Annotated in this window: 13 protein-coding genes; 6 read left to right on the forward strand and 7 right to left on the reverse strand. The window is 60.7% G+C overall.

What is annotated here, in order from left to right; translation table 11 throughout:
• Window positions 1-183: 183 nt before the first annotated feature.
• The 5 genes from ACI77I_RS00600 to tkt form a co-directional block, all read right to left on the reverse strand.
• Complete coding sequence (locus ACI77I_RS00600) at window positions 184-516, reverse strand: MliC family protein (RefSeq protein WP_094949108.1); 333 nt, start codon at window positions 514-516, stop codon at window positions 184-186.
• Window positions 517-577: 61 nt separating this feature from the next.
• Window positions 578-805 (reverse strand): hypothetical protein, encoded by a 228-nt coding sequence (locus ACI77I_RS00605; RefSeq protein ID WP_094949109.1) that lies wholly within the window; start codon window positions 803-805, stop codon window positions 578-580.
• Window positions 806-834: 29 nt separating this feature from the next.
• Window positions 835-1,998 carry a phosphoglycerate kinase gene (locus ACI77I_RS00610; RefSeq protein ID WP_242153186.1) on the reverse strand — a complete coding sequence of 388 codons (1,164 nt, stop codon included), beginning with the start codon at window positions 1,996-1,998 and terminating at the stop codon, window positions 835-837.
• 26 nt (window positions 1,999-2,024) lie between these two features.
• A complete protein-coding gene (gene epd, locus ACI77I_RS00615; RefSeq protein ID WP_242153189.1) occupies window positions 2,025-3,080 on the reverse strand; it encodes an erythrose-4-phosphate dehydrogenase in 1,056 nt (351 codons plus the stop codon).
• Between the two features lie 137 nt (window positions 3,081-3,217).
• The gene (gene tkt, locus ACI77I_RS00620; protein ID WP_094949112.1) at window positions 3,218-5,215 is read right to left on the reverse strand and encodes a transketolase; all 1,998 of its coding nucleotides are present in this window, start codon (window positions 5,213-5,215) and stop codon (window positions 3,218-3,220) included.
• A 260-nt stretch (window positions 5,216-5,475) separates the two neighbouring features.
• Between tkt and ACI77I_RS00625 the strand changes: the two genes are divergently transcribed.
• The 5 genes from ACI77I_RS00625 to ACI77I_RS00645 all read left to right on the forward strand — a co-directional run bounded on the left by ACI77I_RS00625 (window position 5,476) and on the right by ACI77I_RS00645 (window position 10,472).
• Window positions 5,476-6,471 carry a metalloregulator ArsR/SmtB family transcription factor gene (locus ACI77I_RS00625; protein WP_242153192.1) on the forward strand — a complete coding sequence of 332 codons (996 nt, stop codon included), beginning with the start codon at window positions 5,476-5,478 and terminating at the stop codon, window positions 6,469-6,471.
• A 19-nt stretch (window positions 6,472-6,490) separates the two neighbouring features.
• Entirely contained in the window at window positions 6,491-7,681 is a 1,191-nt protein-coding gene (metK, locus tag ACI77I_RS00630) for a methionine adenosyltransferase (RefSeq protein ID WP_083356355.1), read from the forward strand.
• 217 nt (window positions 7,682-7,898) lie between these two features.
• The gene (locus ACI77I_RS00635; RefSeq protein WP_094949114.1) at window positions 7,899-8,246 is read left to right on the forward strand and encodes a DUF1090 family protein; all 348 of its coding nucleotides are present in this window, start codon (window positions 7,899-7,901) and stop codon (window positions 8,244-8,246) included.
• 89 nt (window positions 8,247-8,335) lie between these two features.
• Window positions 8,336-10,006: an NAD-dependent DNA ligase LigB gene (ligB, locus tag ACI77I_RS00640; protein WP_406996794.1), complete on the forward strand. Its 1,671-nt coding sequence runs from the start codon at window positions 8,336-8,338 to the stop codon at window positions 10,004-10,006.
• A 70-nt stretch (window positions 10,007-10,076) separates the two neighbouring features.
• Complete coding sequence (locus tag ACI77I_RS00645) at window positions 10,077-10,472, forward strand: DUF1090 domain-containing protein (RefSeq protein WP_094949115.1); 396 nt, start codon at window positions 10,077-10,079, stop codon at window positions 10,470-10,472.
• A 6-nt stretch (window positions 10,473-10,478) separates the two neighbouring features.
• Here ACI77I_RS00645 and ACI77I_RS00650 read toward each other — a convergent pair whose 3' ends face one another.
• Window positions 10,479-10,928, reverse strand: coding sequence for a cytochrome c (locus tag ACI77I_RS00650; protein WP_263274132.1), 450 nt, complete (start codon window positions 10,926-10,928; stop codon window positions 10,479-10,481).
• A gap of 129 nt (window positions 10,929-11,057) precedes the next feature.
• Between ACI77I_RS00650 and ACI77I_RS00655 the strand changes: the two genes are divergently transcribed.
• Window positions 11,058-12,242 (forward strand): murein transglycosylase A, encoded by a 1,185-nt coding sequence (locus ACI77I_RS00655; RefSeq protein ID WP_242153203.1) that lies wholly within the window; start codon window positions 11,058-11,060, stop codon window positions 12,240-12,242.
• Window positions 12,243-12,315: 73 nt separating this feature from the next.
• Here the strand turns inward: ACI77I_RS00655 and ACI77I_RS00660 are convergent, their stop codons facing one another.
• Window positions 12,316-12,702: an MAPEG family protein gene (locus ACI77I_RS00660; RefSeq protein WP_094949118.1), complete on the reverse strand. Its 387-nt coding sequence runs from the start codon at window positions 12,700-12,702 to the stop codon at window positions 12,316-12,318.
• Between the last annotated feature and the right edge of the window lie 151 nt (window positions 12,703-12,853).

Here is a 12,853-nt window from a genome sequence, read left to right on the forward strand (position 1 = left end):
TGGCCTGCTGAATCGTTATTGCTGGCATGGCCGTGTGCTAACGCCACTGAAAAAGCCGATCAATGTGGGAGCTGGCTTGCCTGCGATAGGGGCAGATCAGACAACATTTGTTTTGCTGACCCACCGCAATCGCAGGCAAGCCAGCTCCCACATTTAGATCTCATTTATCTTGAGATAGTGTTCTCACTGAGCTTTGCAGCCTCGCCCGATCAAATCATCGGTGGCGACCCAGTAAATCAGGCCTTCTTCACCTTTTGTGTGAAACGCCAACTGGTCGTTGCTGTACAGCACGCCCGAGGCGGCAACGTCTTCTTTAAGACGGTAAACCTGGTCCGAACCGCCGAGGCGTACATCCACTTCGGAACGAGCCTGGTTGGCAAAGCGCCAGTTGACCTCGGCCTTGCTGTCGCAGGTCCAAGTGGTCCACTTGTCGGCAGGCTCTGCCTTGTTGAACATGTTCATGTTGCTGCAACCGGCCAATAAAGCCAGGGCTGCCAGGGCGAAAACGCCTTTCATTGCCAATCCTCGAACGACGGCCCAAGGGCCGCCACTGCTGTCGGTTAGTTGATCAGACCCGTCAGGGGCAACCCTGTTCCTGACCGTTGGGCGCGGCGCCGTATTGCTCCAGCCGTTCGTTGCCGATGCGCTTGTTGATCACCGGCATGGTTTCGGCTTGCCAGTCAGCCTGGTAGCAGCTCTTTTTCTGCCCCGGCGCAGACTCTGCGCCCGCAGGCTTAGCGCTTGGCGTGCTGCCGCAGCCGGCCAACAGGCCCGCTGCGATCACCAGTGCCAACGACTTGATCATGGGAATGCTCCTTTTCCGGATCACGAGCCTTAGCCTTTGGCTCGGGTTTCCAGCACTTCAACGGCTGGCAGAACTTTGCCTTCGACGAATTCGAGGAACGCGCCGCCACCGGTAGAAATGTAGGAGATTTGGTCAGCAACGCCATATTTATCGATGGCCGCCAGGGTGTCGCCACCACCGGCGATGGAGAAGGCCGAGCTTTCAGCAATGGCGTGCGCCAGTACTTTGGTGCCGTTGCCGAACTGATCGAACTCGAACACGCCAACCGGGCCGTTCCACAAAATGGTCTTGGACGACTTCAGCAACTCAGCGAAATTGGCTGCGGTTTGCGGGCCGATGTCCAGGATCATGTCGTCGGCCGCCACGTCAGCGATGAGCTTGACGGTGGCTGCGGCGCTTTCAGCAAATTCCTTGGCAACCACCACGTCCACCGGCAGCGGTACGCTGACTTTGGCAGCGATGGCGCGGGCGGTGTCGAGCAGGTCCGGTTCGTACAGTGACTTGCCCACCGGGTGGCCGGCAGCCGCCAGGAAGGTGTTGGCAATGCCGCCGCCGACGATCAGCTGGTTGCAGATCTGGCTCAGGCTGTTGAGCACGTCCAGCTTGGTGGAGACTTTGGAACCGGCAACGATGGCGGCCATTGGCTGGGCCGGAGCGCCCAGGGCTTTGCCCAGTGCATCCAGTTCAGCAGCCAGCAGTGGGCCAGCAGCGGCGACTTTGGCGAACTTGGCCACGCCGTGGGTCGAGCCTTCAGCGCGGTGCGCGGTGCCGAAGGCGTCCATCACGAACACGTCGCACAGGGCCGCGTATTGCTGGGCCAGTTCGTCGCTGTTCTTTTTCTCGCCCTTGTTGAAGCGCACGTTTTCGAACAACACGATGTCGCCAGGCTTAACGTCGACGCCACCCAGGTAGTCAACCACCAGCGGCACATCGCGGCCCAAGGCCTTGCTCAGGTAGTCAGCGACCGGCTTGAGGCTGTTTTCGGCGGAAAACTCACCTTCGGTCGGGCGACCCAGGTGGGAGCAGACCATCACGGCCGCGCCTTTTTCCAGGGCCAGCTTGATGGTCGGCAGCGAGGCCAGGATTCGCGCATCGCTGGTGACAACACCGTCCTTGACTGGGACGTTGAGGTCTTCGCGAATCAGTACGCGCTTACCTTGCAGATCGAGGTCGGTCATCTTCAACACGGTCATGGGTCGCAGTTCCTGAATTGGCTGATTTAAAGGGCTGATTTAGCAGAGGCGATGTGCAGATAATGTTCGGCAACATCCAGCATTCGGTTGGCAAACCCCCATTCGTTGTCGAACCAAGCCAGGATGTTCACCAGCCGTGGGCCGGAAACGCGGGTCTGGCTGGCATCGACAATGGCCGAATGCGGGTCATGGTTGAAATCACAACTGGCGTGCGGCAACTCGGTGTAGGCCAAAAGCCCCTTGAGCGGGCCGCTGGTGGCGGCGTCGCGCAGTATCCGGTTGACCTCAGTGGCATCGGTGTCACTGACAGTTTGCATGGTGATATCCAGGCACGACACGTTCACTGTCGGCACGCGTACGGCTTTGGCCTGAATTCGCCCGGCAAGTTCCGGTAACAATCTTTCGATGCCGCGAGCCAGGCCGGTAGACACCGGAATCACCGACTGGAACGCCGAGCGTGTGCGGCGCAGGTCTTCGTGGTGATAGGCGTCGATGACCGGCTGGTCGTTCATCGCCGAGTGAATCGTGGTGATCGACACGTAATCCAGGCCGATCGCCTGATCCAGCAGGCGCAACAGCGGCACGCTGCAATTGGTGGTGCAGGAGGCGTTGGACACCAGCAGCTCGGCGCCGGTCAGGCAATCCTGGTTGATGCCGTAGACGATGGTGGCGTCGACATCCGCCTCGCTGGCCATCGGCTGGGAAAACAACACACGCGGTGCGCCGGCGTCGAGAAAACGCTGGCCATCGGCACGGGTGTGGTAAGCACCGGAGCATTCCAACACCAGGTCGACGCCCAGCGCCGCCCAGTCGATGCCCTCGGGGGTGGCACTGCGCAAGACTTTCACGCAGTCGCCATTGATATGCAGACAATCGCCTTCAACCCGCACTTCGCCGGGGAACCGGCCGTGGGTGGAGTCAAAGCGTGTCAGGTATTCGATGCTGGCCATGTCGGCCAAATCGTTGATCGCCACAATTTCAAACCCGGCCGCCGCCCCTCGCTCGAACAGAGCACGCAAGACGCAACGACCAATGCGGCCGTAGCCGTTGAGTGCAACTTTGTAGGGACGCGGTTGGGGCATGGGGTTCTCGATCAATGTTAGTTCGGAGTTGAATGTTCTGACGCCATCGCGGGCAAGCCCGCCCCCACCTTAGACCGAGATCAAATGTGGGAGCGGGCTTGCCCGCGATAGCGCCAGTGCAAACAACGCAGACTGACTTAGTCTTCCAGCAGCTCTTCAGCCTGACCCAGGATGTTTTCCAGGGTGAAGCCGAACTCTTCGAACAACGCTGGCGCCGGCGCCGACTCACCGTAGGTGGTCATGCCGATCACGCGGCCTTCCAGGCCCACGTACTTGTACCAGTAGTCGGCGTGAGCCGCTTCGATGGCGATACGCGCACTGACCTGCAACGGCAGAACCGATTGCTTGTAGTCAGCATCCTGGGCTTCGAACAGGCTGGTGCACGGCATGGACACAACGCGCACGTTACGGCCCTGGGCAGTCAGCTTGTCGTACGCCTGAACGGTCAGGCCCACTTCGGAACCGGTGGAGATCAGGATCAGCTCCGGCTCGCCAACGCAGTCCTTGAGCACGTAGCCACCACGGCTGATCGCAGCGATCTGCGCGTCGGTACGCACTTGGTGCTGCAGGTTCTGGCGCGAGAAGATCAGCGCCGAAGGGCCGTCCTTACGCTCGATGGCGTGCTTCCAGGCCACGGCGGATTCGACCGCGTCGGCTGGGCGCCAGCAATCCAGGTTCGGCGTGGTGCGCAGGCTGGTCAGTTGCTCGACCGGCTGGTGCGTCGGGCCGTCTTCGCCCAGGCCGATGGAGTCGTGGGTGTACACATGGATAACACGCTTCTTCATCAGCGCGGCCATACGTACGGCGTTACGTGCGTATTCCATGAACATCAGGAAGGTTGCGCCGTACGGCACCAGGCCGCCGTGCAGGGACACGCCGTTCATGATGGCGCTCATGCCGAACTCGCGCACGCCGTAGTACATGTAGTTGCCGCTGGCGTCTTCAGCCGAGACACCTTTGCAACCTTTCCACAGGGTCAGGTTGGAACCGGCCAGGTCAGCCGAACCGCCAAGAATTTCCGGCAGCAATGGGCCAAAGGCGTTCAGGGTGTTCTGGCTGGCTTTACGGCTGGCGATGGTCTCGCCCTTGGCCGCGACTTCGGCGATGTAGGCCGAGGCTTTTTCCGAGAAGTCGGCAGGCAGGTCACCGGCCAGGCGGCGCACCAGTTCGTTGGCCAGTTCCGGGAATTCGGCGGAGTAGGCAGCAAAACGCTGGTCCCACTCGGCTTCGGTCGCCAGGCCTTTTTCCTTGGCGCTCCACTCGGCGTAGATGTCAGCCGGGATTTCGAACGGGCCGTGGTTCCACTTCAGTGCTTCGCGGGTCAGGGCGATTTCCGCGTCACCCAGTGGGGCGCCGTGGCAGTCTTCTTTACCTTGCTTGTTCGGCGAGCCGAAGCCGATGGTGGTCTTGCAGCAGATCAGGGTCGGCTGCTCGCTTTTGCGCGCGGTGTCGATGGCGGTCTTGATCTCTTCCGGATCGTGGCCGTCGACGTTGCGGATCACCTGCCAGTTGTAGGCTTCGAAACGCTTCGGGGTGTCGTCGGTGAACCAGCCTTCGACTTCGCCGTCGATGGAGATGCCGTTGTCATCGTAGAAAGCGATCAGCTTGCCCAGGCCAAGGGTGCCGGCCAGGGAAGCGACTTCGTGGGAAATGCCTTCCATCATGCAGCCATCACCCAGGAACACGTAGGTGTGGTGGTCGACGATGTTGTGGCCAGGGCGGTTGAACTGCGCGCCCAATACTTTTTCAGCCAGGGCGAAGCCCACGGCGTTGGCCAGGCCTTGGCCCAGGGGACCGGTCGTGGTCTCGACGCCTGGGGTGTAGCCGAATTCCGGGTGGCCCGGGGTGCGGCTGTGCAGCTGGCGGAAGCTCTTGAGGTCATCAATGGTGACGTCGTAGCCGGTCAGGTGCAGCAGCGAATAGATCAGCATCGAGCCATGGCCGTTGGACAGCACGAAGCGGTCACGGTCGGCGAACGACGGGTTGCTCGGGTTGTGTTTCAGGTAGTCACGCCAAAGTACCTCGGCGATATCCGCCATGCCCATCGGGGCACCGGGATGGCCGCTGTTGGCTTTTTGCACGGCATCCATGCTGAGGGCACGAATGGCGTTGGCACGCTCACGACGGCTGGGCATCGCTGATCTCCTAGGGGGTTGAATAAAAGAAACGGAAAAAAGGACCGGCATTTTCCCTCAGCCACCGCCTGCGGGCAATGATAGATAGTCACTTGTAGGTGTTTTTCCTGCGGTTTGCCCGGCATTCCCTTGCAGAAAAGCGCCCCGGCTTCGTCTAAAGGTTATAGCGGCTGCTCATAACTACCGATTATCGACCAATATCAAAACTTTTTGATATTGGTCTTGCGGGGAGTTCCACCCGTCACTAGACTGCTGGCCTTATGAACCTACCCGTGCCCTCCCTACGTTCCGACGACGGCGATGAGCTGGCTGCCTTGTGCAAGGCCGCTGGTGATCCGTTGCGCCTGAACGTATTGCGCGCACTGGCCAACGACTCTTTCGGTGTATTGGAACTGGCGCAGATCTTCGCCATCGGCCAGTCCGGCATGAGCCACCACCTCAAGGTCTTGGCCCAGGCCGATCTGGTGGCTACTCGCCGTGAAGGCAATGCGATTTTTTACCGCCGCGCCCTGCCCCACACTGAACTGCTCGGCGGCAAGCTGCACACCGCCCTGCTCGAAGAAGTGGACAACTTGAGCCTGCCGACTGAAGTGCAGTCGCGCATCAGCCAAGTCCACGGGCAACGCGCCGCTGCCAGCCAGGACTTTTTCTCACGGGTCGCCGAGAAGTTTCGCGCCCAGCAGGACTTGATCGCAGGGTTGCCGCAGTACCGCGAAAGCGTACTGGCACTGTTGGACAAGCTAGGCTTCAGTGATGAGGCCACGGCGCTGGAAGTCGGCCCTGGTGATGGCGGTTTCCTGCCAGAACTGGCACGCCGCTTTGCGCACGTCACCGCGCTGGATAACAGCCCGGCGATGCTCGAACTGGCGCGCCAGCTCTGTGAGCGCGAAGCACTGGGCAACGTCAGCCTGCAGCTGGCGGACGCGTTGAATGACACCAGCCTGCGGGCCGATTGCGTGGTGCTGAACATGGTCTTGCACCATTTCGCCGCCCCTGCCGACGCCCTCAAGCAGATGGCAAATTTGCTGCAACCCGGCGGTAGCCTGCTGGTCACAGATTTATGCAGCCACAACCAGAGTTGGGCCAAGGAGGCCTGCGGTGATCTCTGGTTGGGTTTTGAACAGGACGATCTGGCCCGTTGGGCCACCGCTGCGGGACTCGTTCCCGGGGAAAGCCTCTATGTAGGTTTACGTAATGGTTTCCAGATTCAGGTCCGCCATTTTCAGCGGCCGGCTGGCGACACTCACCATCGGTAAATATCAGGAAAACATCGAGATGAGCGAATACTCCCTTTTCACCTCCGAGTCCGTGTCTGAAGGGCATCCGGACAAAATCGCCGACCAGATTTCTGACGCGGTGCTGGACGCCATCATTGCTGAAGACAAGTTCGCCCGTGTGGCGTGCGAGACTCTGGTGAAAACGGGCGTGGCGATCATCGCCGGCGAAGTCACCACCACCGCCTGGGTCGACCTGGAACAGATCGTCCGTGACGTGATCACTGACATTGGCTACAACAGCTCCGACGTCGGCTTCGACGGCGCGACCTGCGGCGTGATGAACATCATCGGCAAGCAGTCGCCCGACATCAACCAAGGTGTGGACCGTGCCAAGCCTGAAGATCAGGGTGCCGGCGACCAGGGCCTGATGTTCGGCTACGCCAGCAACGAAACTGATGTACTGATGCCGGCGCCGATCACCTTCTCGCACCAGTTGGTGCAGCGCCAAGCCGAAGCGCGTAAATCCGGCCTGCTGCCATGGCTGCGCCCGGACGCCAAGTCCCAAGTAACCTGCCGTTACGAAGGCGGCAAAGTCGTGGGTATCGACGCGGTTGTGCTGTCGACCCAGCACAACCCGGATGTTTCCTACGCCGACCTGCGCGAAGGCGTCATGGAGCTGATCGTCAAGCACGTACTGCCTGCCGAACTGCTGAGCAAAGACACCCAGTTCCACATCAACCCGACCGGTCAGTTCATCATCGGCGGCCCAGTGGGCGACTGCGGTTTGACCGGCCGCAAGATCATCGTCGACAGCTACGGCGGCATGGCCCGTCACGGCGGTGGCGCGTTCTCGGGTAAAGACCCGTCCAAGGTTGACCGCTCGGCGGCGTACGCCGGTCGTTACGTGGCCAAGAACATCGTCGCGGCCGGCCTGGCCGAGCGTTGCGAAATCCAGGTTTCCTACGCTATCGGCGTGGCCCAGCCTACGTCGATCTCGCTGAATACCTTCGGCACCGGCAAGATCAGCGATGACAAGATCGTCAAGCTGGTGCGTGAGATCTTCGACCTGCGTCCTTACGCGATCACCACCATGCTCGACCTGCTGCACCCGATGTACCAGGAAACTGCAGCCTACGGCCACTTCGGTCGCACGCCTGCACAGAAGACTGTCGGCGACGACACCTTCACCACGTTTACCTGGGAAAAAACCGACCGCGCCAACGACCTGCGCACGGCTGCCGGTCTGTAATCGCTCGCGGTACACAAAGCCCTGTCGGTTTACCGGCGGGGCTTTTTTATTGCCGGATGATTAACCGGCGACGCTCATGTTTTTGGATCCAATGCTTGCAGGCCAAATAATGGCCCTCTAGAATCCGCGCCCTCTCGGGCCCTTCACCTTACTTGGATATTGCCCTGCGCCAGCCCGGGACAGATAAACGCGCAGGCAATCGAACATTGAGGTTTTCATGCGCATTTCCACGCTCGCCCCTGCCGCCCTTCTGCTCAGCCTGTTCACCCTGCCGGCGCATGCCGCCGACCTGAGCGCATTGAGTGGCGCCCTGAGCTCCCAATTGGGCGGCAACTCCGGCAACTGCCAGCAGCAAGCCAAAGACCTGCAAACCAAGATCGATGCCGCCGAAGCCGCGAACGACACCCTGAAAGTGAAGGCGTTTAAAGCAGCGCAGGACCAGGTCAACAAAGGTTGCAACAAACTTGCTGAAACCCAAGCCAAAGTCGACGCCAAGCAGCAAACACAGGAAGCTAAGGCCGATAAGAACGACACCGTGAAAGCACTGGGCGGTCTGTTCAAGTAATCTGAAACACCCGGTAAAAAGCCCCGCACTGGCGGGGCTTTTTTATGGCGGTGTGGATCACTTAGGCTGGGCACCCTTCTCGAGCAAGGATGCTCATCGTGCGTTTACTGATTACGCTTTTACTCAGCGCCCTACCTTTTTTGGCGTGGGCCGAAGAATGCCCCGAAGAAGCCCGCTCACAGGTCGACACTCTGGCTGAACAGATCAAGCTGTGGGATGACAGCTATCACCGACTTGGCCAATCCCCGGTCAGCGACGAGCTCTACGATCAGGCCCGCCTGCGCCTGGCTCACTGGCGCCAATGTTTCACCCAAACGCCAAAGGCGGCTGACAACCCTCTGGCGAGTTCACGGGGTACGCAACCGCACCCGGTCGCTCATACCGGTCTGGAAAAGCTGTTGAATGAGCAGGCAGTCGATGACTGGCTCAGGACACGCCGAGACGTGTGGGTTCAACCCAAGGTCGACGGCGTTGCAGTGACATTGGTCTATCGCCAGGGCCGGTTGAGCCGACTTATCAGCCGAGGTAATGGCCTGCTCGGCCAGGACTGGTCAACTGCCGCACGGCAGATCCCCGGCATCCTCCAGCAACTGCCTGAGCCCATCAACCTGGTGCTGCAAGGCGAACTCTACTGGCGCCTCGACGATCATGTGCAGTCAACCGATGGCGGGCTGAATGCACGCAGCAAAGTGGCCGGCTTGATGAACCGCCGGCAGCTGAGCGATACCGAGGCCGCGAGGATCGGCTTATTCGTCTGGGCCTGGCCTGACGGCCCAACCGACTTCACCGAGCGCCTGGACACCTTGGCGCGCTGGGGCTTTACCGACAGCCGTCGCTACAGCCAGCCTATCCAAAACATCACCGATGCCGCGCACTGGCGCACGTACTGGTACAACCACCCACTGCCTTTCGCCAGCGATGGCGTGGTATTGCACCAAGCGTTGCGCGCACCCGCCAAACGCTGGCAAGCCAGCACGCCTTACTGGGCGGTCGCCTGGAAGTACCCGGCCGCCAAGGCGCTGGCGCTGGTGCGCAAGGTACAGTTCAAGATCGGCCGCACCGGGCGCATTACACCTATCCTGGAACTGGAGCCGGTACAACTGGACGATCGGCAAATCAGCCGCGTCAGCGTCGGCTCGCTGAAACGCTGGCAAACGCTGGATATCCGGCCCGGCGATCAGGTGTCCATCAGCCTTGCCGGCCAAGTGATCCCACAGTTGGAGCAGGTGATCCTGCGCAATGAAACCAGGGTGCAGGTCCAAGCGCCCGATGCACGGGACTTTCACGCGTTGAGCTGCTGGCAACTGGACCCCGGTTGTGAGGAACAATTGCTGGCGCGCCTGGCCTGGTTAAGCGGCAGCCAGGGCTTGTCCTTGCCGCATATCGGCCGCGAGACCTGGAACGCCTTGATCCAGGCGGGTCTAATCGTAGGCATTCTCGATTGGTTGACCCTGGATGCGGCAGAGCTTGCTAACATTGAGGGCTTCGGTGATCGCAGCCGTGCGCGATTGCTCAACAGCCTTCAAAGCGCGCGGCAACGGCCCTTTGCACAATGGCTCAAAGCCCTGGGCGTACCGCCTTCGGCACGTAACGACCTGGCTGGCGGCTGGCAGAGCCTGGTCGCCAAAGACACCCAGGCCTGGCTGGCTACCGACGGCATCGGCCCGGGCCGCGCAGCGCAACTGAGCGCTTTTTTTCGCGACCCGCAGGTACAGGCTTTGGCTGAAACATTACGCGTGGCGGGGGTTGAAGGGTTTTAAACCCGGCCTTGCCACCTCTAACCCTCGGCAGAATTCACCCTGCCATTTAATTGCGTTTCTGGAGCCTCACATGAAATTCCTTGCCCCGCTTGCCTTGCTCACCGTCGCAAGCTTCATGACTACGCCACTGCTGGCCGCTGAAGATGCACAACCCCTGGCCGGCTGCGCCGCCAAGCGCCAAGCCATCAGCACCCAGATCGAGCAAGCCAAGGCCCATGGCAACAGCGAACAACAGGCAGGCCTGGAAAAAGCCCTGAGTGAAGTCACCGCCCATTGCACCGACGCGTCCTTGCGTAAAGAGCGTGAAAACAAAGTGCTCGACGCCAAGCACGAAGTCAGCCGCCGTCAGGCCGACCTCGACAAAGCCATGAAAAAGGGCGATGCGGACAAGATCAACAAGCGCAAAGACAAGCTCGCCCAGTCGCGCAAAGAACTGCAGGACGCCGTCGAAGAACTCGACCAGTAAGCCCGGTCAGTGGTCCCGAAACTGTTTATGGCAAGCCGTGCAGGCATCTTCGACTTTCTGCACCGCAGGCCCCAGATTGCTGGCCTTGTAAGGCTGCACCTGGCTTGCGATCACCAATTCACCGGTGGCCGTTTCAAGGTTTCGGGCCAGTTCCTGGAAACGTGCCTGTTGCTGCCACACGTTGTCCTTGGCGCTGGTGTGATCTTCTTCGCGCACGCTCGGGAAATGTTTCCACGGTTCGTGGGACAACGCATCGAGCTTGACCGCGCCTTCGGCGAACTTCGCGCCGTCGAACGGCAGACGCCCACGCAACATGCCGCCCAGGTCTTCGCCGGTCTTGAGCATCTGTTTGAAAATCGCCTTGCGCTGACCCAAGGGCGAGTTCGGATCAACACCGCCACAGGCGGACAAGGTCAGGCAGGCCAGCAATACCAGGGTCAGTTTTTTAAAGGTCATCATGGCTTCAAGGTCACGGAAAACGGCGGCCAGTATCCTCGCCCCGCCCGTAAAGGCCAATAGCCCTATTATTAATAAGGGTTGCCCAAAAGCGCTACGGCACGGGCAATCGCTTCAGGAATTGCGTGTATGAATGTCACCTTGAAACCTTGGAGCCGCCGCCTGGCCTGGGCTCTGCCGATGATTGCACTGCTGGCCGGTTGCGATGGCGGCAAAGACGCCGGCAAAGATGAAACCGTTAAACCTCATGCCGTCGCCACCTATGTAAATGCACCGTGGGACGCGCTGCCGGCTGTTTCCGACAGCGACCTGTTGGCCGGGTTTGAATCCTGGCGCAGCGCTTGCCAACGCCTCAAGGCTGATCCGACCTGGGGCGCGACATGTGCGGCGGCGGCGACCGTGCCGGGTAATGCCCCGGCGGTGCGCAGCTTCCTCAAAGAGCGCCTGGATGTGTTCGGCCTGCGTTCGGCCGATAACACGCCCAACGGCTTGATCACCGGCTACTACGAACCGGTGTACCCCGGCAGCCTGACCGAAACCGCCACTGCCCATGTGCCGGTGTATGGCGTGCCGGATGACTTGATCATCGTCAACCTGGAAAGCATCTACCCGGAACTCAAGGGCAAGCGCCTGCGCGGTCGCCTCGAAGGCCGTGTGCTCAAACCTTATGACGACGCCAACACCATCAACGGCCAAGGCTCCAGCGCCAAGCCGATTGCCTGGCTGACCAACCCGATGGACCTGCAATTCCTGCAGATCCAAGGCTCGGGCCGCATTCAACTGGCAAGCGGGCGCCAACTGCGCGTGGGTTATGGCGACCAGAACGGCCACCCTTACCGCCCGATCGGCCGCTGGCTGGTGGAGCAAGGCGAACTGAAGAAAGAAGACGTGACCATGGGTGCGATCAGTGCGTGGGCCAAGGCACATCCGCAGCGCATCCCCGAACTGCTGGCGAGCAACCCCAGCTACGTATTCTTCAGTGCCCGCCCGGACAGCAATGAAGGCCCACGCGGCTCGCTGAATGTGCCGTTGACGGCCGGCTACAGCGTGGCGGTGGACCGCAAAGTGATCCCGCTCGGCAGCCTGCTATGGTTGTCGACCACCAAACCTGACGGCTCGCCGATTGCCCGACCTGTGGCCGCCCAAGACACCGGCGGGGCAATCATCGGCGAAGTGCGCGCGGACTTGTTCTGGGGCACCGGCGATGCGGCGGGGGAATTGGCCGGGAATATGAAGCAGCAGGGGCAGATCTGGATGTTGTGGCCGAAGGGCGCGGCGTTGCCGCAGGTGCCGGATGCGCCTGCCGGAACCTGAAGATCAAGTGTGGGAGCGGGCTTGCTGTGGCGAGCCCGCTCGCCACAAACAAGCCCGCTCGCTGCGTTAAGCCTTAGATCGAGACAAAAAAGAAACTCGCAATCAACGCCATGCCCACCGCCCACACCAGCGAGCGCAGCATCGCCCAGTCCGCCAGGTAGCAAATGACGTACAGCAAGCGGCTGGTGATAAACAACACCGCCAGCACATTGATGGTAACCAGCGAGGCCGTGCCGGCCAGGTGCGCAATGATCACCGCCGCCGAAAACGCAGGTGTCACTTCAAAGCTGTTGAGTTGCGCATTGTGGGCGCGTTTGGCGAACCCCTCGAGCGTGGCCAGGAAGCCGCGGGGGTCGTGGTTCTGGCGTGGGCCGAACTTGCCGCCGCTGAACTTGGCCACACCCGTGCACAGGTAAGGCAGGAAAATTGCGATCAACACACACCAGAAAGCCACCGTCATTACTGATTCCTTTTGTAGTTTTAGCCAGCGGTTAGAGTTTTAGCACTAAAAATGCCACGCCGCACTTAACCGCTATGAACCACGCCACCGCAAAAGGTTCTACCGGCCTTCTGCCCCATGGCTTGCAACCTCCCGCCACTGCTGCGGTCCA

Origin of the sequence: Pseudomonas sp. D47 (assembly GCF_045447305.1) — a bacterium.
Classification (GTDB): Bacteria; Pseudomonadota; Gammaproteobacteria; order Pseudomonadales; family Pseudomonadaceae; genus Aquipseudomonas.